The organism is Dietzia sp. NPDC055343, from assembly GCF_053645265.1.
Window position 1 is genome coordinate 77,687 of record NZ_JBSHMJ010000013.1, and the last position, 18,919, is coordinate 96,605.

The following is an 18,919-nucleotide window of genomic DNA, read 5'->3' on the forward strand; positions in this document are numbered from 1 at the left end:
CAGGGGCTTTTCGAGCCGGCCGCCCTCTGCCGTCGGCATCGGGGCCTACGCTGCAGGACATGCCCTTCAACGGTCAATCCCTCCGCCGCGACCCGACCCCTCCGGAGATCCGCCGACTCGACACGGTCGAGTACTCCCCCACGTGGGAGCTCCAGCGCACCCTCGCCGAGGAACGCGCGGACGGGCTCCGCGGTGACACAGTCCTGCTGTTGGAGCATCCCGCGACCTACACCGCGGGCAAGCGCACCGAGCCCTCGGACCGGCCGATGGACGGCACCCCGGTGGTGGACGTCGACCGTGGTGGCCGCATCACCTGGCACGGCCCCGGCCAGTTGGTGGGCTACCCGATCATCGCGCTGTCCGACCCGATCGACGTGGTGGAGTACGTCCGGCGGGTCGAGCAGGCGCTCATCACCACCTGCTCCCGCCTCGGGGTGGAGGTCAGTCGGGTCGAGGGCCGCTCGGGGGTGTGGTGTGCCGCCTCCGACGGGCGCCCCGAGCGCAAGATCGCGGCGATCGGGATCCGCGTCCAGCGCGGGGTGACGATGCACGGGTTCTCGCTCAACTGCGACTGTGACCTCGGTGCGTTCTCGCGGATCGTCCCGTGCGGCATCGTCGACGCGGGCGTCACCTCGTTGACCGAGGAGCTCGGCCGCACCGTCACCGTGTCAGACGTGCTGGAGCAGGCCACCTCCGACTTGGTGGAGGCCCTGGACGGCCGGCTGCCCGTCGTGTGATTCGAGCGTAGGGTGGCTGGCGTGACTGTGACTCCCGAGGGCCGCAAGCTTCTGCGTATCGAGGCCCGCAACGCCGAGACCCCGATCGAACGTAAGCCTTCCTGGATTCGAACCCGCGCCACCATGGGGCCCGAGTACAAGGAACTCAAGGGTCTGGTCCGTACCGGCGGCCTGCACACGGTGTGCGAGGAAGCCGGATGTCCCAACATCTACGAGTGCTGGGAGGACCGTGAGGCCACTTTCCTCATCGGCGGCGAGCAGTGCACGCGTCGCTGTGACTTCTGCCAGATCGACACGGGCAAGCCCAGCGCCCTGGACCGCGACGAGCCCCACCGTGTGGCGGAGTCGGTCCGTGAGATGGGGCTGCGTTATTCGACGATCACCGGAGTCGCCCGGGATGACCTGCCCGACGGCGGTGCGTGGCTGTACGCGGAGACCGTCCGCAAGATCCACGAGTTCAATCCCAATACGGGCGTAGAGAATCTGATCCCCGACTTCAACGGGAACCCGGACCAGTTGGCCGAGGTGTTCGAGTCCCGCCCCGAGGTGTTGGCGCACAACCTGGAGACCGTGCCCCGGATCTTCAAGCGCATCCGGCCCGCGTTCCGGTTCGACCGGTCGCTCGAGGTCATCCGCGCTGCCCGCGATTTCGGGCTCGTCACCAAGTCCAACCTCATCCTCGGCATGGGAGAGACCACCGAGGAGATCGTGGACGCGATGCGCGATCTGCACTCCGCCGGGTGCGACATCCTCACGATCACGCAGTACCTTCGCCCCAGCCCGCTCCACCACCCGATCGACCGCTGGGTCAAGCCCGAGGAGTTCGTGGACCTGTCCGAGCAGGCCCGTGAGATCGGTTTCGCCGGCGTCATGGCCGGGCCGCTGGTCCGCTCCTCGTACCGCGCCGGCCGCCTCTACGTCCAGGCGCTCGAGCACCGTGGCGAAGAGGTCCCGGAGCACCTGGAACAGCTGAAGACCGGCGGCGCCGCGTCCCAGGAGGCCTCGAGCGTCCTGGAGCGCGAACAGGCTCGCGTCTGACCGTTCTCCCCCGCACTCCCCCGGAGCGCTCACCGCGGTTCTCGAACCGTGGTGTCGGCCACGTATCCTGATGGGCATGGCGAAGAGCGAGCTCAGCAAGGCGGACAAGAAGGAGGCCCGGGCCGCTCGGCGGCAGGCGGGCAAGGAACAGCGCGGCCAGATGTGGGAGGCGCTGAAGATCCAGTCCAAGCAGGACAAGCTCCTGTGGCCGCTGATGATCGGCGCGGTGGTCCTCTCCGCCCTGGTGTTCTTCTTCCTCGGCAAGATCTGGGGCGGCGAGTGGTGGATGCTCCCGCTGGGCGTCCTGGTCGGCGTCATGCTCGCCATGACGATCTTCTCCCGCCGTATCCAGAACACCGTGTACGGCAAGGCCGAGGGCCAGCCCGGGGCAGCGGCGTGGGCCCTGGACCAGCTCCGCTCGGGCTGGCGCGTCAACCAGGCGGTCGCGGCGACCACGAACTTCGACGCGGTCCACCGCGTCGTCGGCCGCTGCGGCATCGTGCTCGTCGGCGAGGGACAGCCCCACCGCCTCAAGCCGCTCATGATGCAGGAGAAGAAGAAGGTCGCCCGCGTGGTGGGTGACACCCCGATCTACGAGCTGATCGTGGGCGACGAGGAGGGCACGACCCCCGAGCAGGTGCCGCTGCGAAAGCTCAACCGTCGACTCACCCGGTATCCGATGAACATCAGCCGGCAGAAGGTCGATGCGCTCGACACCAGGCTTCGCGCGCTGAGCACCAAGACCGGGGTGCAGAACCAGATGCCGAAGGGCCCGGTCCCCCAGGGCGCCAAGGTCCGCAACATCCAGCGCAGCGCCCGCCGGAGGGGGTGAGCGACCCGACGGCCGAGCGGCCGCGGCCTGGGACGACACAAGGTCCCGGTCCGCGCACGACAAGAGCGTTCCGACCCTCTCGCATCAGCGGTAAAGTCGGAACGCTCTGGTCATTTCCGGGGCCGGGCGATGCCGGGCCGGGCCGGTGACCGCGACCGGGTCCTCGGCGCTGGGCGAGTCGGCGAGCCGGCGTATCAGCGGGTGCGGATCAGTGCGGTGCCCGTGGCGCGGTCGTGCATCCCCCGGCCGTCCTCATCCTGAACCAGCGGCGGGATCAGGAAGAAGATGAAGACGACCCGGACCAGCGACCGCACGAATCCGACCCGCTCATCGGCGTCGATCCTGGCGGTTCCGATCCCGAGCATCGCCTGCCCCGGCGACTGGGCGAACAACCAGACGCAGACCACGCCGATCACACCCCAGACCGTCGGGATCGCCCAGCTGGTGACCGCGGCGGCCGTCTCTCCGCCCAGGGCCCCCGGCCCGACGAATGCCACGACGATCCCGACCAGCGCGTAGGCGAGGAACCAGTCCACGATGAGCGCACCGAAACGGGCGCCCAGCGAGGCCATGGACCCCTCGCCGGCGGAGGGCATCCCCAGGCGCTCGCCCTTGTACTTCTGTTCGGGTCCGCCCCCGGACGAGGTCGGTCCGGACAGCCATGAACCCGCTACTTCGCGCATGTACCCAGGGTAGCCGGGGAAACCGCCGATCCCCATGTCGGTGGCCTGTGCCCCGCCGGACTAGGCTGGGACGAGTGGGAAGGACTCCACCCGGTCCGTCGGTTAACACTCGCGAAACATTCACTTGACTGCCGGGCAACACCACGCCCATATCGTGAGGTCACCGCTCGACGGGAAGACACCGGTCGCCCGTCGCACTGAAGAGACGAGGAGCGACACCGTGGCATTCTCCACGCCGGACGAGGTCATCAAGTTCATCAAGGATGAGAACGTCGAGTACGTCGACATCCGGTTCACCGACATGCCGGGTGCCGAGCAGCACTTCTCGATCGCTGCCGCCGCCTTCGACGAGGACATGATCGAAGAGGGCCTCGCGTTCGACGGCTCCTCGATCCGCGGGTTCCAGTCGATCCACGAGTCGGACATGATGCTCCTGCCGGATGTCACCACGGCGCGCCTGGACCCGTTCCGCAAGGCCAAGACGCTCAACATCAGCTGCTTCGTGCACGACCCGTTCACGCGCGAGGCCTACAGCCGCGACCCGCGTAACGTCGCGCGCAAGGCGGAGGAGTACCTGATCTCCACCGGCATCGCCGACACCTGCTTCTTCGGTGCGGAAGCCGAGTTCTTCGTCTTTGATTCGGTTCGCTACGGCTCGGGCACCAACCACGGCTTTTACGAGGTCGACTCGGTTGCCGGCCACTGGAACACCGGTGCCCCGTCCGAGGCTGACGGCTCCCCCAACCTCGGTTACAAGGTGCGGGCCAAGGGTGGTTACTTCCCCGTCGCCCCGTACGACCACTTCGTGGACCTGCGCGACGAGATGTCGACCAACCTCACGAACGCCGGCTTCGAGCTCGAGCGACTCCACCACGAGGTGGGCACCGGCGGCCAGCAGGAGATCAACTACAAGTTCAACACCCTGCTGCACGCGGCGGACGACGTTCAGTTGTTCAAGTACATCGTCAAGAACACCGCCTGGCAGAACGGCAAGTCGGCCACGTTCATGCCGAAGCCCCTCTTCGGTGACAACGGCTCGGGCATGCACGCCCACCAGTCGCTGTGGAAGGACGGCAAGCCGCTGTTCCACGACGAGTCGGGTTACGCGGGCCTGTCGGACATGGCACGCCACTACATCGGCGGCATCCTGCACCACGCGCCCTCGCTGCTGGCGTTCACCAATCCGACGATCAACTCCTATCACCGGCTCGTCCCGGGCTACGAGGCCCCGATCAACCTGGTGTACTCGCAGCGCAACCGCTCGGCGTGTGTCCGCATCCCGATCACGGGCAACAACCCCAAGGCCAAGCGCATCGAGTTCCGCTGCCCCGATTCATCGGGTAACCCGTACTTCGCGTTCGCCGCGATGATGATGGCCGGGATCGACGGTGTGAAGAACAAGATTGAACCCCTGGACCCGGTCGACAAGGACCTCTACGAGCTCCCGCCGGAGGAGGCCGCCGACATCCCCCAGGCGCCCACCTCGCTGCCGGCCGTGATCGATCGCCTCGAGCAGGACCATGAGTACCTGACCGAGGGCGGCGTGTTCACCGAGGACCTCATCGAGAACTGGATCTCCTACAAGCGGGAGCACGAGATCGCGCCGGTCAACCTGCGACCCCACCCGCACGAGTTCGAGCTCTACTACGACTGCTGAGCCCGGACCCCGCTGCACCGCGGGGTCGCCGGATGACCTCAAGACCTGAATACCGTAAACGCCCCGGCCGATCGGCCGGGGCGTTTACGGTTGGACCCAGTGGGACACGCCGACGTCGTGAGAAGCGCCGGAAGGAGCCGGGTGGATATGGATGCCGACGAGATCGACTTCCGGAGCTCCTCCCCGCGGGCGCGGCCGCTGAAGGTCGTCGCCGCCGCCCTCGACCCGGATCACGACCCGCGGATCGACAGGGACGGCCAGGGGTATCCCGTGCTCCTCAAGCTGTCCCGGGTACTCGACCCCGATGAGGCGCGCCTCATCCTCGACCGCAATCCGTTCCTCCACGCGGCCGCCGGCTCACGCAAGCTCATCGCCATGGACACCACCGTGGAGACCGTGCGCGAGCAGAAGGACCGCCTGCAGCTACTGCTGGCGGAGGTCGAGGCGGATGCCCTGGCCGAACAGGCGCGCCAACGCCTCGAAGAACATCGGGCGGCCGAACTGCGGCTGGCCGAGCTACGCCGACGAAACGACGTGCTCGGCGAGATCGACTGGTAGCTGCCTCAGCCGCCTCGGCAGCCCCAGCCGGACGGAAGGCCCGGCGGAGTCAGCCTGCCTGGCGATCTCAGCCCAACTTCGGGAAGTTCTGCGGGCAGTACGTCATGACCGCCGTGCCGAGGAAGTAGCCCTGCCCGTCCGGGTCCAGCCGGGCGTGCTCGCCCAGCCATCCCGACACCTCGTCCATCTGTTGCCCACCGTCGAAACGACCGCACGCCTCGTGCGCGGTCGCCACCGGGTCCATGCCCTCCGGCAGCGCGATACCGCGCCCGTCCAGTAGCGCCACGAAGTCCCCGGCGCCAGGGGCGGGCGGCGGGGCGCCACCGGACGCCGGCGCGGGCTCACCCTCCGGGGCCGGCTCGGGTGCAGGGGGCGGGTCGGGTTCGCCGGGAAGCGGCGAGTGTGACGTGGACGGGGGCGGGGACACCGGCCCGGTCGGCTTCTCCGGACGCTCGTCGGCGAACGGGGTGGTGGTGGCGGCCGTGGTGGCCGAGTCCTGGGCGATGACCTCGGGGGCCTCACCGTCGACCGTCGCCCCGCCGCAGCCCGCCAGAGCGGCGGCGAGCGCGACCGTGGCCGCACCGGAGGCGACGAGACGCGATCGGGAACTCAACGGGCGTGAACTCATGGTGCGCATGCTAGGGCACCGGGTCCGCTACGCGGGTAGACGCACCGTCGCCGTGACGCCACGATGATCGGTCCGGTCCACGCGGACGGTGCTGGTCTCCCCCACCGAGACCGCGCCCCGGGCGAGGATGTGGTCGATCCCGATGAGCGGAGGGAAACGACGGTCGGCCGGCCACGTGGGCACCCACCCGTCCCCGCCCGCCGACACCGAATCCGCGTAACCGAGTTCGCGCAGTTCGCGGAACCTGACGTGATCCCAGGTGGCGTTGAAGTCCCCGCCCACCACGACCGGCGCCGGACCGGGCAGCCCGCCGAGATACGACCGCAGCCTGTCCGCCTCCTCGACGGCACGCGGGCCGTCGAAGACCGGCGCCACCGGGTGCGCAGCCACCACCGTGACCGGACCCGAGGGGCCTGCCATCTCGGTCCGCAGAACGCCCAGGCTGAAGCCGGGGATCCGCTCCGGGGAAGAGAGCGGATAGCGCGACCACACCGCCACGCCCTCGGTGCCCGGCGCGGTCGCCGCCGACTCATGCGGGAGCAGGCTCGTCAGGCCGGCGGTGCGCAGCGCATCCGCCGACTCCGGGGTGGCCTCCACGGTCAGCAACACGTCCACCCCGCCGGTGCGGACGGCGCGCACCACGTCGTGCGGGGCAGCTCTGCCGAACTCGAGGTTCTGCACCATCACCTTCAGGGGCACCCCGCCGGCGGGGTCGTCGTCGTAAACCGGTGACGACGCCACGAGCGGACCGTACTGGACCACCCCGGCGCCGACGAGCGCCAGGGCCAGGATGGTCAGCGCCAGGGAGCGGGCACTCAGCGCCGCGACCAGCGCGACCAGGCAGAAGAGCCAGGCCGCGAACGCGAACGTGGCCAACACCAGGACCGTGGGGTTCGCGGATCGGGACAGGTGGAGGGCGACCCCCGCGGCGGCGACCAGCGCCGCGAGCACGGACACGGCCCGCGCCGCCGGCCGGCGCCCCACGGGAGGTGGCGTCACCGAAGGAACTTGCGCAGATCCCCCAGCGCGGCGATCACGCGGTCGAGGTCGTCACCGTTGCGGACCATCGAGCGGACCGTCTCGGCGACCGAGGCGACGGTCGGCGAGGACGGAGCCCCGGACGCGGCGCCCGGCTCGGCGGTGGGCTCCACGAGCGCACGGGAGGCGGCGCGGGCTGCCCCGGGGCGACGACGATCCGGGCCCAGCTCGATCTCGAACCGGTCGCCCTTGTCGTCGGACCCGAGGCAGCGGACGCGCTCGTCGGCGGGCACTCCCGCGGCGCGGACGGCGTCGACGAACTCGTACAGCTCGCCGTAGGTGACCCCGTCGAGGGTGAGGGTGAGGTTCATCGTGACTGGCATGGGCCCAGGTTATCGCCGTTGGTGCCAGCGGCGCATCGGTGAAGACCCCGGGGTCGACCCTGATCTCACGCGGCGCGGCTCGTCAGACCTCGCCCCAGAACACGTGCTCGACGGCCTTGCGACCGTGGCGGGTCACCCGCAGGTACTCGTTGAGGAACTCGGCGCCGTCCGAGGACCCCGTGCAGATCGAGGCTACGGCGGACAGGATCTTGCCCTGGCCCGGCAGCTGGTCGACGGCCTTACCGCGCGCCAGCACGAGCGCGTTGCGGGTGTGGCCGGCCATGAGCCACGACTGCACCAGCGCATCGCGCTCGCCCTCGCTGAGCAATTCCGCGGAGGCCGCGGCGTCGAGCGCCTCGAGGGTCGAGGTCGTGTGCAGTCCGGGCACGCGTGCGGCGTGCTGCATGGTGAGCAGCTGGGCGCACCACTCGACGTCCGCGAGCCCGCCGCGGCCGAGTTTGGTGTGCGTGGCGGGGTCGGCGCCGCGCGGCAACCGCTCGGCGTCGATGCGGGCCTTCATGCGGCGGATCTCCTGCACGACCTTGGGCGGGACCCCGTCCTCCGGGTACCGGTGGTCGTCGATCATGTGGAGGAAATCCAGCCCCAGGCCGCGGTCACCGGCCACGAACGACGCGCGCAGCAGCGCCTGCAACTCCCACGTCTCCGCCCACGTGGAGTAGTAGGCGCCGTAGGAGGCCAGGGTCCGCACGAGGGGACCACTGCGCCCCTCGGGACGGAGGTCGGTGTCCAGGTCGAGAGGAGGATCCGACGACGGCGAGGACAGCAGCCTGCCCACGCGTTCGGCAACCTGGGTGGCCCATTTCAGGGCGTCCTCCTCGGCCACCCCCTCGGCCGGGTCGCACACGATCATCACGTCCGCGTCCGAACCGTAGGACAACTCGTTCCCGCCGAGACGGCCGAGACCGATGTAGGCCAGCCGGGCCGGTTGCCCGCCGCTGCCGGGCAGCATGTCACGGATCACCGCGGCGAGTGATGCCTCGAGTACCGCCTTCCACACCGCGGTGAGGCGTCGGCCGACATCGGGCACGGAGATCATCCGCAACACGTCCGCCGCCCCGATGCGCGCAAGCTCGGCGCGGCGCAGGGAACGGGCGGCCGCGATGACCCGCTCCGGGGTGCGGTGGCGGGCGGCGGAGGCGGTGAGCGCCGAGGCGATGTCGGAGACCTTCGAGGCCATCAGCGCCGGCCCCTCCGCGCCGTCGGTGAGGTCGGGGATCACCTCGGGGTTGCGCATGAGCAGCTCCGCCACGAACGGGGAGGTGCCCAGAACCTGGACCAGGCGGCGGGCGACGATGCTGTCGTCCCGCAGCGTGCGCAGGAACCAGGTGATGTCCTCGTTCTCCTCGCACAGGCGGCGGTAGGCCAGCAGACCCGCGTCGGGATCCGGGGTGTCGGCCAGCCATTCCATGAAAGTCGGCAGGAGCAGCGCCTGGATGCGGCCGCGCCGGTTGTTCTGCCCGGCCAGCGCGCGCAGGTGCCCGAGGGCGTTGCGGGGCGCGCCGAAGCCCAGCGCGCCGAGCTGGCGCTCCATCGCCTGGGGACTGAGCGAGAGCGCCTCGGCGTCGTACGAGGCGATCGAGTCCAGCAGCGGGCGATAGAACAGCTTCGAGTGCAGGCGCCGCACCCGGCGGCGGACATCACGCAGGCGCTTGCGCAGCACCTGCGCCGCGTCACTGGGTCCGTCGGGCCGGATTCCCGAGGCGCGGGCGAGCCAGCGGTACCCCTCGTCGTCGCCGTCCTCGGGCAGCAGGTGGGTGCGCTTGTACCGCTCGAGCTGGAGCCGGTGCTCGAGGAGCCGGAGGAACTCGTAGGCGGCAACGAGGTCGGAGCCGTCCTCGCGCGCGATGTAGCCCCCGGCGCGCAGAGCGCCCAACGCCTCGACGGTGCTGGTGACGCGTAGCTCCTCGTCGGTGCGCCCGTGCACCATCTGCAGCAACTGGACCGCGAACTCCACGTCGCGCAGCCCACCTCGGCCGAGCTTGAGCTCGCGGTCCCGCAGGGCCTCGGGCACGTTCTCCTCGACCCGACGACGCATCGCCTGGACGTCGTGGACGAAGTCCTCCCGCTCGGCGGCGGTCCACACCATCGGGTAGACGGTGTCGTGGTACTCGGTGGCCAGGGCGAGATCGCCGGTCATCGGCCGGGCCTTGAGCAGCGCCTGGAACTCCCACGTCTTGGCCCAACGCCTGTAGTACCTGGCGTGCGAGTCCAGGGTGCGGACCAGTTCGCCGGCCTTGCCCTCCGGGCGCAGCGCGGCGTCGACCTCGAAGAAGGCCATCGAGCCGATACGCATCATCTCCCCCGCGACCCGCGTGGTCTTGGCATCGGCGGGCTCGGCCACGAAGATCACGTCGACGTCCGAGATGTAGTTGAGCTCGCGCGCTCCCCCCTTACCCATCGCCACCACGGCCAACCTCGTGGGCATCGGTGAATCCGGGTACACGGTCGTCACGGCCACCGAGAGCGCGGCGGTGAGGGCGGCGTCGGCGAGATCGGACAGCCTGGACCCGACCTCGCCGAACGGCAGGGCCGGCTCACGGGTCTCGACCGTCGAGGCGAGATCGTGGGCCGCCAGCAGCGCCACATGGTCGCGGTAGACGGACCGAAGCACGTTCACCGCGGCGCCGCCGATGATCCCGGCCCGATAGGTGCCGACGCTGCGCAGATCCTCGGACTGCGTCGGTTCGGGGGCGTCCCCGACCGGGGCCTCGGGGACGGCCTCGACCGCCGCGAGCAGGTCGGACAGGACGTCCTCGCGGGAGGGCAGCGGCGACCGCATCAGGGTCCACCGGGTCGGCTCGGCGACGATGTGGTCCCCCAGCTGGCTCGACGAGCCCAGAAGTGCGAGCAACCGCGCCCGCACCCGCGGATCGGAGCGCAGCGTCGAGTCGAGTGCTGCCACACCGCTGTCGACGGACAGGGTGGCGCCACTGCGTGAATGCGACTCGGCCGCCAACGACTCGCGGAGGCGGACCAGGGTAGCCAACGCCAGATCAGGGTCCGGAGCCCGTGACAGCGCCCGGAGGACGGGGACGGCGTCGTCGTCGTTCCATCCCAGGTACTCGAGGCGCTCCGCCGCCCGGTCATCCAGGAGTCCCAACCGCCCGGGGCTGGGGGTCCGGGGGCGGGCGGAATGCGGACTCACGCCGATACCTCGGGCGCCCGACCGCCGGTCACAGCGCGAGGTAGTTGCGGAGCTCGTACGGGGTGACGTCGCTGCGGTACTCGCGCCACTCGCGGCGCTTGTTGCGCAGGAAGAACTCGAAGACGTGCTCACCGAGCGCCTCGGCGACGAGCTCCGACTCCTCCATCGCGTCCAGCGCCTGCTCGAGACTGCCCGGCAGATCGGTGTAGCCCATCGCGCGCCGCTCGCGGCGGCTCATGGTCCACACGTCGTCCTCGGACTCCGGCGGCAGCTCGTACCCCTCCTGCACGCCCTTGATACCGGCGGCGAACATCACCGCGAACGCCAGGTACGGGTTGCAGGCCGAGTCCGGGCTGCGGACCTCGATCCGGCGCGAGGACGCCTTGTTGGGCGTATACATGGGCACGCGCACCAGCGCCGACCGGTTGGCCCGGCCCCACGTGGCCGCCGTGGGGGCCTCGCCGCCGCCGATGAGCCGCTTGTAGGAGTTGACCCACTGGTTGGTCACCGCCGAGAACTCCGGGGCGTGGCGCAGGATGCCGGCGACGAACGACTTGGCCGTGGCCGACAACTGGTACTCGTCGTCCTGCTCGTGGAAGGCGTTCGCGTCGCCCTCGAACAGGCTCATGTGGGTGTGCATCGCCGAGCCCGGGTGATCGCGCAACGGCTTGGGCATGAACGAGGCCCACACGCCGTTGTTCATCGCGACCTCCTTCACGATGTACCGGAAGGTCATGATGTTGTCCGCCATGCTCAGCGCATCGGCGTAGCGCAGGTCGATCTCCTGCTGACCCGGCGCGCCCTCGTGGTGGGAGAACTCCACGGAGATGCCCATGGCCTCGAGCGCCTCGATCGCGTGGCGGCGGAAATGCGGCGCGGTGTCGTGGACCGCCTGGTCGAAGTAGCCGCCGTTGTCGGTCGGCACCGGCTCCGCACCGTCGGTGTCCAGGCTGCGGAACAGGAAGAACTCGATCTCCGGGTGCACGTAACAGGAGAAGCCGAGGTCGGCCGCCTTGTTGAGCTGGCGGCGGAGCACGTGGCGGGGGTCGGCCCAGCTCGGGCTGCCGTCCGGGTTGAAGATGTCGCAGAAGATGCGGGCCGAGTGCTGGCCGCCGTCGGCGTGGGCCCACGGCAGCACCTGGAACGTCGACGGGTCCGGCTTGGCGACGGTGTCCGCCTCGGAGACCCGCGAGAAGCCCTCGATGGCGGAACCGTCGAACCCGATGCCCTCCCCGAACGCGCCCTCCAGCTCGGCCGGGGCGACGGCCACGGACTTGAGAGTCCCCAGCACATCGGTGAACCAGAGCCGGACGAACCGGATATCGCGTTCCTCTAGGGTCCTGAGAACGTACTCCTGCTGGCGGTTCATGCCGTCCAACCTAGTGCCTGCCGCATTACGTCCGTGTGACATCCCGCCCTGCGCCGCCGAGCCGTCGCCGGGGACACGCGCCGCGCCGTGCCGGTCCGGGCCGTGGCAGACTCGTCCGCGACGCCGCGCGGCCCCGGCTGCGCACGTCACCGCCCCCTATCCGCCCGGGGACCGGCGTACGACCGGCCTCGAGGTCACCCAAGGAAGGCCACACCGCCATGAGCGACAACCCCGACACCCCCGTCTACGGATCCGGCGCCGCGTCGGACACCGAGCAGCAGGGTCTGACCCGGGTCACCCGCATCCACCACCTCGCCGAGCTCAAGGCCGCCGGCGAGCCCTGGCCGATGCTCACCGCGTACGACTTCGTCTCGGCTCGTCTCTTCCAGGAGGCCGGGATCCCGGTCCTGCTGGTCGGCGACTCCGCCGCCAATGTCGTCTACGGCTACGACACCACCGTCCCCGTCACCGAGGACGAGATGATCCCGCTGGTGCGGGCCGTCACCCGCGGCGCCCCCAGGGCGCTCGTCGTGGCCGACCTGGTCTTCGGCTCCTACGAGGGCTCACCCGAGATGGCGGTCGCCGCCGCCACGCGCATGATGAAGGAGGGCGGTGCGCAGGCGGTGAAGCTCGAGGGCGGTGTGCGCATGGCCCCGCAGATCCGGGCGATCGTCGACGCCGGTATCCCCGTGATGGCGCACATCGGCTTCACGCCGCAGTCCGTCAACGGGCTCGGCGGCTTCCGCGTCCAGGGCCGGGGCGACGCCGCCGACGAGCTCTGGGCCGACGCACGCGCGGTACAGGAGGCCGGGGCGTTCTCCGTGGTGATGGAGATGGTGCCGGCCGACCTCGCCAAGGAGGTCTCCGACGAGCTGGAGATCGCCACCGTCGGCATCGGCGCCGGCAACGGGTGCGACGCCCAGGTGCTGGTCTGGCAGGACATGGCCGGGCACGGGACCGGGCGCACCGCGAAGTTCGTCAAGCAGTACGCGCAGCTGGCGGACAGCCTGCGCGACGCCGCCCGCGAGTACGGCACCGAGGTGCGCTCGCGCGCGTTCCCCGGCCCGGAACACTCCTTCTGATGACGGCCGACGGGACCGCCCCGCGCGATGGGGGAACCCTGCGCCGCGCGCCGTATCCGGAGATCGAACCCCACGAGTCCGGGATGCTCGACGTGGGCGACGAACAGCGGCTGTACTGGGAGTGCTCCGGCACCCCGGCCGGCACGCCGGTGGTGTTCGTCCACGGCGGTCCCGGCGGCGGCACCACCCCCGCCCACCGGCGGATGTTCGACCCGTCCGTCTACCGGATCATCCTGGTCGACCAGCGCGGCTGCGGCCGCAGCACCCCGCATGTCGCCGACGGCGCCGACCTCGCGGTCAACACCACCTGGCACCTGGTGGGCGACCTCGAGCGCCTCCGCGAGCACCTCGGAGTCGAGCAGTGGCTGCTCTTCGGCGGATCGTGGGGGTCGACGCTCGCGCTGGCCTACGCCCAGGAACACCCCGACAGGGTCCGCGGCCTGGTCCTGCGCGGGATCTTCCTGTGCCGGCCGTCGGAGATCGACTGGTTCTACCGTGGCGGCGCGGCGCACCTGTTCCCTGACGTGTGGGAGGGCTACCTGGCGCCCCTGATCGCCGCCGACGGCGCCGACGCCGTTCACCGGCCCGGGTACGACCACGTGGCGTCCTACCACCGGCTCATGCACTGCGGCGACCCCGCGACCGAGCTCGAGGCGGCCCGCGCGTGGACCACGTGGGAGACATCCACGTCGGCGCTGCTGCCCCGCACCCCTGCCGGCGACGGCGTCGGAACCGGTGATCAGGATCGGTTCGCCCTGGCGTTCGCCCGGATCGAGAACCACTACTTCGTCCATGACGCCTTCCTCGACGGCGCCGCGATCCTGGACCGGATGGACCGGATCACCCACCTGCCGGCGGTGATCGTGCACGGCCGCTACGACGTGGTGTGCCCGGTAGCGAACGCGTGGGAGCTACACGCGGCCTGGCCGGGCTCCGAGCTGCACATCGTGCCCGACGCCGGCCACGCCATGGCCGAGCCCGGCATCACGCATCTGCTACTCGAGGCCACGGACGCCTTCCGCCCCTGAGCCCGGCGGGCCGGTCAGCCCTCAGAGCACGCCGAACCGGCGGGACATGGCCACCGTGCCCCGCTGGTACGCGGACGGGAACAGCCGGACCAGGGCGTCGATGAGGTGCGCGTCCGGCCCCACGAGGATCCGGGCCCGCCGCCGCTCGACGCCGTCGAGGATCACCCTCGCGGCCGTCGAGGCCTCGGTGCGGGCGAACTTCTCGTCGAAGATCGAGGCGAAGCCCGCGCTGTCGAGCCCCTCGGCGGCGCCGGCGTTGCGGGCCACCGCGGTCTTGATCCCGCCGGGGTGGACGCAGCTGACGTCGACGGGATGCCCGTCGGCGAGCATCTCCATCCGCAATGACTCCGTGAACTGCTGTACTGCCGCCTTGGCGGCGTTGTAGGCGTTCTGGGTGGGCACGGACAGGATCGCGAAGATGCTGGAGACGTTGGCCAGGTGTCCGTCGCCGGAGGCGATGAGGTGGGGCAGGAACTCCTTGGTGCCGTGGACGACGCCCCAGTAATCCACGTCCATGACGCGGGCGATGTCCTTGTACCCGGATTGGCTGACCCGCCCGGTGAACGCGATACCGGCGTTGTTGATCACCAGGTTCACCACGCCGAAATGCTCGACGACCTGCCCCGCGTACTCGGCGACCATGGCCTGCTCTGTCACGTCGAGGCGCTGGGAGTGCACGTCGGTGGCACCGTCGGTGCGGGCCATCGCGACGGTCTGCGCCAGGCCGTCGACGTCGATGTCGCTCAGCGCCAACCGAGCGCCGCGGCGGGCGGCCTCGCGAGCGAGCTCGCGGCCGATCCCTGATCCGGCCCCGGTGACGACGACGACCTTGCCGTCCATCCGCCAGCGGGATCGGCGGCCCGTCAGCCCGCCTATCGTCTCGGTCGTCCTGGCGATCATGCCGCTCATGCCCGGGCCTCCTGTCGGGTGTGCTGCGCCGCCGCGTCGGCAGGAGTGCGGCGGTACGCGCTGAGATCGAACTCGCGCGTCTCACTACGGAAGGAGAAGGTGAAATCGGGCCACACGGCGGGGGCGTTGCCCTTGTCGTCGAGGTACCAGCTCCGACAGCCGGTCGTCCACACGGTGTCGCCCGTCGAGGCCCGCAGTTCGCTGTTGTAGGCGTCCTGGACCACCTCGCGGACGTCGACGGTCTGCAGGTTCCGCTCCCGCATCGTGCGCAGGGCGTCCGCGAGGTAGTTCAGCTGGGACTCGATCATGTAGATCATCGACGAGTGCCCCAGGCCCGTCGCCGGGCCCACCAGGACGAACAGGTTGGGATAGCCGGACACGGTCGTGCCCTTGTACGCCTCCATCCCGTCTGCGGCCCACTTGTCGGCGAGGGTCCGGCCATCGGCGCCGCGGACCCGTTCGAAGAACGGCGAGTCGGTGACATGGAAGCCGGTGGCCACCACCAGCACGTCCGCGGGGTGCTCGACACCGTCGGCGGTGGTGATGCCGCTGCCGGTCACCCGCGTGATGGGCGAGGTCACCAGATCGACGTTGTCTCTGGTGAGCGTCGGGTACCAGGTGTTGGACAGCAGGATCCGCTTGCAGCCGATCTCGAAGCGCGGCGTGACCTTCTCGCGCAGGCTCCGGTCCCGCACCTGCATCGCGAGGTGCGCACGTCCGATCGCCCGGATCGGCGCCAGCGCCGCGCGGCTGCGGGTCAGGCCGACGACCTGGAACTCGCGGCTGAAGTACTGCAGGGTCCGCATGACGCGCTGCAGGCCGGGGATCCTCCGGTACGCCTTCCTCTCGATCTGCGGATAAGTCCGGTCCATCCGCGGCAGGATCCACGGGGCGGTGCGTTGATAGACGTCCAGATGCGACACCGCGGGGGCGATGGACGGCACCACCTGGATCGCCGAGGCCCCGGTACCGATGACCGCGACCCGCTTACCCGCCAGCGTCACCGAGTGGTCCCAGCGGGCGGTGTGGAAGACCTGTCCGGCGAAATCGTCGATACCGTCGATCTCCGGCCGCCTGGGCTCGCACAGTGCGCCGACCCCCAGCACCACCACGCGGGCATCGTAGGTGCCCTCGCTGGATTCGACGGTCCACCGGCCGCGGGCCTCGTCGAAGTCGACGGCGGTCACCTCCACGCCGAAGTGGATCTTGTCGCGGACACCGGCCTCCTGGGTGACCCGACGGATGTAGTCGTAGATCTCCCCCTGCGGCGAGAACGCCCGCGACCAGTCCGGATTGAGGGCGAAGGAGTACGAGTACAGGTGCGACGGGACATCACATGCCGCACCGGGATAACTGTTGTCGCGCCACGTACCGCCGACGTCCGTGCCCCGTTCGAGGACGACGAGATCGTCGAATCCGTCCTGCGTGAGCCGGATGGCCGCGCCGAGCCCCGAGAACCCGGCGCCCACCACGAGCACATCGACGGTCCTGACCTGTTCCACTTGACCCCCCAGAGACGACATCAGACTGCAGGCCCCGGCCGACCGCCTACGCGCTGCTCAGCATGTGACCAGTGCCACGCGAGCCCGGGGCCACGTCAGACCTTACTCCCAAGTAAGTCCGTGCAGGGGCGAAGGGACCTGCGGCGTTAACCCGCTGCTGGTACAACCAGATCATGGCGATCAGCGAGACCGTTGAGGTGGAGAGCAAGTTCGAGGTCGGGGCGGACGATCCGGCCCCCTCGGCCGAGGCCTTCGCGCCGCTGGCCGCGGACGATCCGGTGGAGCATCAACTGTCGGCCACCTACTACGACACGGCAGACCTGTCGCTGACCCGCCACAAGGTGACGCTGCGGCGCCGCACCGGTGGCGACGACGCGGGCTGGCACCTCAAGCTGCCCGGCCGCGATGGCCGGCTCGAACTGCAGGCCCCGCTCGGGGACGAGGTCCCGACCGAGTTCGTCGACGCCGTCGCCGGGCTGGTGTGCCGACGGGAACTATCGCCCATCGCCCGGATCGACAATCAGCGTCGGGTCACCCTCCTGCGCGATGCCGACGGGACGGCGGTCGTGGAGTTCTGTGACGATCGGGTGACCACCGAGTCGTTCGTAGCCGACGGCTCCGCATCCCGATGGCGCGAGTGGGAGGCCGAACTCGTCGATCCGACCCTGCCCCACTCCGGGGAAGCCCTGGCCGCGGTCGCCGCGGCATGCATCGCCGCGGGGGCGCAGGCCTCGTCGTCGTCGTCGAAACTCGCCCGCGCCGTGGGCCCGGTCCCCGAGGCGTGGGACCGCGGCGTCTCCCCCGTCCGCGACGCGCTCGGCGAGGACCTCCGGCAACTCCTCGACCACGACCCGGCCGCACGGCGCGTCACCATGACCGGCGTGCACCAGATGCGCGTCGCCGTGCGCGGGCTGCGCAGCACCATCGGCTCGTACGCCACCGAGCTCGATGCCGAGACCGCCGGAAGCGATGTGGACCTGGCCGGACTGCTCGAAGAGCTGAAGGTGCTCGCCGCCGTGCTGGGCAAGGTGCGCGACATCCAGGTGGTCGACCAACGGCTCGGGACGATCGCCGCCGAATACCCGGAGGACGTCGTGACCCTGCAGACGCGTCAGCGGCTCCGGTCCGAGTTCGACGCCGAGGAGAAACGGGCGGGCGAGCGCGTCATCGCGGCCCTGCTCTCCGACAGGTACCTGGACCTGCTCGACGCGCTCCACGAACTCATGCGCGTGGCCGGCACCGAACCCGGCCGCGGCCAGCCCGGCGAGGAGCCTATCCCGGCCGAGGCGGGCAAGAGGCGGCGGCGCGAGGCCGAGGAGATGGTCCTGCGCGGTGTCGACCGGCAGTTCGCGAAGTTCTCGAAAACCCGCACCCGGACCGAGCGCGACCTGGCCTCGCTCGACCTCAGCCTGGCGCAGCGCGAGGAACTGACCCACGTGGTGCGCAAGCGCGCCAAGGCGCTACGGCGCAACGTCGGCTCGCTACCGGACAGGGGCGGATTGAACGTGGCGCCGCTGCGGACCGCGTGCCAGCGGCTTCATACCGTACTGGGCGAGGTCCAGGACAGCGTGACCGCCCGCCGGTGGATCCGTCGCATCGCGCGGCGGGCCGAGGCGGCCGGCGAGTCGACCTTCGGGTTCGGCGTGCTCTTCGAGCACGAGCGCGGATTCTCCGAGCGCACTCTCGCCGGGTTCGAGAACGACGCGGCCACGGTCACCGCCGCCTACCGCGAACTGTCCGAATCGCGGCGTGCGGTGCGGCGCAAGAAGAGCAAGGACGGCAAGAGGTCGCGGAAGAAGGGCTGAGCCGAGCCCGTCAGTCGTCTTCGTCCTGCGCGTCCCACGCCTCGTTGCGGGCCTTGGCCTTGGCCAACGCGGCCTCGGCCTCGCCGCGACTGGCGTACGGGCCCATCCTGTTCTCCCAGCCGCTGGTCTTTCCCTGTACGGCCTCGCCCGAGGCGAGGTCGTAGTACCACTGCTCGTCGGCCACGGCCGGTCTCCTTCGCTCGGTCCAACGGTGTGGCCCCACCCTATCGAGCCGACCGCTTCGCCGCTGGGAACCCGGCGTCAGCACAGTGGGCGAACTCAAAGCCCGCTGCTCATTTGTCCCACCGGTAACATTCCCACCATTTGGGAAACAAGCACTATTCTCTCACTTTTGCCCTCGCGGCCTATCTGACGTGCGAACTCGACACCTGACACCTCGGCTGTACACCGTAGAAAACCGGATTGCGGTTGAGCTCGTTATTTCGCTGCGGTTACGTGGCCCTCAGCTGCGGCATGTGAGCAGCACCACCATCTCGCGGTCGTCAGATCGGCGGCCGAGAAAGCAGAAGGGGGACGCATGAAGAACGTCATCCGATCCGTCGG

17 protein-coding genes are annotated in these 18,919 nt (G+C 70.1%); 8 read left to right on the forward strand and 9 right to left on the reverse strand.

Annotated features, from left to right (window positions below):
- Positions 1–59 precede the first annotated feature (59 nt).
- The 3 genes from lipB to ACWIE7_RS08470 all read left to right on the forward strand — a co-directional run bounded on the left by lipB (position 60) and on the right by ACWIE7_RS08470 (position 2,607).
- Positions 60–737 (forward strand): lipoyl(octanoyl) transferase LipB, encoded by a 678-nt coding sequence (gene lipB, locus ACWIE7_RS08460; protein WP_452099447.1) that lies wholly within the window; start codon positions 60–62, stop codon positions 735–737.
- A gap of 21 nt (positions 738–758) precedes the next feature.
- Positions 759–1,775, forward strand: coding sequence for a lipoyl synthase (gene lipA / locus ACWIE7_RS08465; RefSeq protein ID WP_454069026.1), 1,017 nt, complete (start codon positions 759–761; stop codon positions 1,773–1,775).
- A 76-nt stretch (positions 1,776–1,851) separates the two neighbouring features.
- Entirely contained in the window at positions 1,852–2,607 is a 756-nt protein-coding gene (locus ACWIE7_RS08470; RefSeq protein WP_452099446.1) for a DUF4191 domain-containing protein, read from the forward strand.
- Between the two features lie 194 nt (positions 2,608–2,801).
- On the opposite strand, the gene ACWIE7_RS08475 is transcribed toward ACWIE7_RS08470, so the two are convergent.
- A complete protein-coding gene (locus tag ACWIE7_RS08475) occupies positions 2,802–3,290 on the reverse strand; it encodes an RDD family protein (protein ID WP_454069027.1) in 489 nt (162 codons plus the stop codon).
- 220 nt (positions 3,291–3,510) lie between these two features.
- On the opposite strand from ACWIE7_RS08475, the gene glnA (ACWIE7_RS08480) reads away from it, so the two are divergent.
- Positions 3,511–4,947 carry a type I glutamate--ammonia ligase gene (gene glnA / locus ACWIE7_RS08480; RefSeq protein WP_454069028.1) on the forward strand — a complete coding sequence of 479 codons (1,437 nt, stop codon included), beginning with the start codon at positions 3,511–3,513 and terminating at the stop codon, positions 4,945–4,947.
- 147 nt (positions 4,948–5,094) lie between these two features.
- Positions 5,095–5,505: a hypothetical protein gene (locus ACWIE7_RS08485; RefSeq protein ID WP_454069029.1), complete on the forward strand. Its 411-nt coding sequence runs from the start codon at positions 5,095–5,097 to the stop codon at positions 5,503–5,505.
- A gap of 67 nt (positions 5,506–5,572) precedes the next feature.
- Here ACWIE7_RS08485 and ACWIE7_RS08490 read toward each other — a convergent pair whose 3' ends face one another.
- From ACWIE7_RS08490 to glnA (ACWIE7_RS08510), 5 genes are all read right to left on the reverse strand, one after another.
- Positions 5,573–6,133, reverse strand: a complete 561-nt coding sequence (locus ACWIE7_RS08490; protein WP_230929502.1) for a DUF732 domain-containing protein — start codon at positions 6,131–6,133, stop codon at positions 5,573–5,575.
- A gap of 27 nt (positions 6,134–6,160) precedes the next feature.
- On the reverse strand, positions 6,161–7,132 hold the full coding sequence (locus ACWIE7_RS08495; protein ID WP_454057100.1) for an endonuclease/exonuclease/phosphatase family protein: 972 nt from the start codon (positions 7,130–7,132) through the stop codon (positions 6,161–6,163).
- On the reverse strand, positions 7,129–7,494 hold the full coding sequence (locus ACWIE7_RS08500) for a hypothetical protein (protein WP_230929504.1): 366 nt from the start codon (positions 7,492–7,494) through the stop codon (positions 7,129–7,131). The genes ACWIE7_RS08495 and ACWIE7_RS08500 overlap by 4 nt, the downstream gene beginning before the upstream one ends.
- Before the next feature lie 82 nt (positions 7,495–7,576).
- Positions 7,577–10,660: a bifunctional [glutamine synthetase] adenylyltransferase/[glutamine synthetase]-adenylyl-L-tyrosine phosphorylase gene (locus ACWIE7_RS08505; protein ID WP_454069030.1), complete on the reverse strand. Its 3,084-nt coding sequence runs from the start codon at positions 10,658–10,660 to the stop codon at positions 7,577–7,579.
- A gap of 28 nt (positions 10,661–10,688) precedes the next feature.
- Positions 10,689–12,029: a type I glutamate--ammonia ligase gene (glnA, locus tag ACWIE7_RS08510; RefSeq protein ID WP_230929506.1), complete on the reverse strand. Its 1,341-nt coding sequence runs from the start codon at positions 12,027–12,029 to the stop codon at positions 10,689–10,691.
- A 218-nt stretch (positions 12,030–12,247) separates the two neighbouring features.
- Between glnA (ACWIE7_RS08510) and panB the strand changes: the two genes are divergently transcribed.
- Both panB and pip read left to right on the forward strand, forming a co-directional pair.
- On the forward strand, positions 12,248–13,111 hold the full coding sequence (panB, locus tag ACWIE7_RS08515; RefSeq protein WP_454069031.1) for a 3-methyl-2-oxobutanoate hydroxymethyltransferase: 864 nt from the start codon (positions 12,248–12,250) through the stop codon (positions 13,109–13,111).
- Positions 13,111–14,139, forward strand: a complete 1,029-nt coding sequence (pip, locus tag ACWIE7_RS08520) for a prolyl aminopeptidase (RefSeq protein WP_454069032.1) — start codon at positions 13,111–13,113, stop codon at positions 14,137–14,139. The genes panB and pip overlap by 1 nt, the downstream gene beginning before the upstream one ends.
- 21 nt (positions 14,140–14,160) lie before the next feature.
- Here pip and ACWIE7_RS08525 read toward each other — a convergent pair whose 3' ends face one another.
- Positions 14,161–14,979: an SDR family NAD(P)-dependent oxidoreductase gene (locus ACWIE7_RS08525; RefSeq protein ID WP_454057146.1), complete on the reverse strand. Its 819-nt coding sequence runs from the start codon at positions 14,977–14,979 to the stop codon at positions 14,161–14,163.
- A gap of 65 nt (positions 14,980–15,044) precedes the next feature.
- Positions 15,045–16,550 (reverse strand): flavin-containing monooxygenase, encoded by a 1,506-nt coding sequence (locus ACWIE7_RS08530; protein WP_454069033.1) that lies wholly within the window; start codon positions 16,548–16,550, stop codon positions 15,045–15,047.
- A 173-nt stretch (positions 16,551–16,723) separates the two neighbouring features.
- Here ACWIE7_RS08530 and ACWIE7_RS08535 point away from each other — a divergent pair, with 173 nt between their 5' ends.
- Positions 16,724–18,355, forward strand: a complete 1,632-nt coding sequence (locus ACWIE7_RS08535; RefSeq protein ID WP_454069034.1) for a CYTH and CHAD domain-containing protein — start codon at positions 16,724–16,726, stop codon at positions 18,353–18,355.
- 10 nt (positions 18,356–18,365) lie between these two features.
- Here the strand turns inward: ACWIE7_RS08535 and ACWIE7_RS08540 are convergent, their stop codons facing one another.
- The gene (locus ACWIE7_RS08540; RefSeq protein ID WP_230929511.1) at positions 18,366–18,539 is read right to left on the reverse strand and encodes an SPOR domain-containing protein; all 174 of its coding nucleotides are present in this window, start codon (positions 18,537–18,539) and stop codon (positions 18,366–18,368) included.
- Positions 18,540–18,919: the final 380 nt, after the last annotated feature.

Bases quoted from the DNA above. Each gene is read 5' to 3' on its own strand.
- lipB (WP_452099447.1), top strand. From the start codon at position 60: ATGCCCTTCAACGGTCAATCCCTCCGCCGCGACCCGACCCCTCCGGAG.
- ACWIE7_RS08470 (WP_452099446.1), top strand. From the start codon at position 1,852: ATGGCGAAGAGCGAGCTCAGCAAGGCGGACAAGAAGGAGGCCCGGGCC.
- ACWIE7_RS08475 (WP_454069027.1), bottom strand. From the start codon at position 3,290: ATGCGCGAAGTAGCGGGTTCATGGCTGTCCGGACCGACCTCGTCCGGG.
- ACWIE7_RS08485 (WP_454069029.1), top strand. From the start codon at position 5,095: ATGGATGCCGACGAGATCGACTTCCGGAGCTCCTCCCCGCGGGCGCGG.
- ACWIE7_RS08490 (WP_230929502.1), bottom strand. From the start codon at position 6,133: ATGAGTTCACGCCCGTTGAGTTCCCGATCGCGTCTCGTCGCCTCCGGT.
- ACWIE7_RS08500 (WP_230929504.1), bottom strand. From the start codon at position 7,494: ATGCCAGTCACGATGAACCTCACCCTCACCCTCGACGGGGTCACCTAC.
- glnA (WP_230929506.1), bottom strand. From the start codon at position 12,029: ATGAACCGCCAGCAGGAGTACGTTCTCAGGACCCTAGAGGAACGCGAT.
- panB (WP_454069031.1), top strand. From the start codon at position 12,248: ATGAGCGACAACCCCGACACCCCCGTCTACGGATCCGGCGCCGCGTCG.
- pip (WP_454069032.1), top strand. From the start codon at position 13,111: ATGACGGCCGACGGGACCGCCCCGCGCGATGGGGGAACCCTGCGCCGC.
- ACWIE7_RS08525 (WP_454057146.1), bottom strand. From the start codon at position 14,979: ATGGACGGCAAGGTCGTCGTCGTCACCGGGGCCGGATCAGGGATCGGC.
- ACWIE7_RS08535 (WP_454069034.1), top strand. From the start codon at position 16,724: ATGGCGATCAGCGAGACCGTTGAGGTGGAGAGCAAGTTCGAGGTCGGG.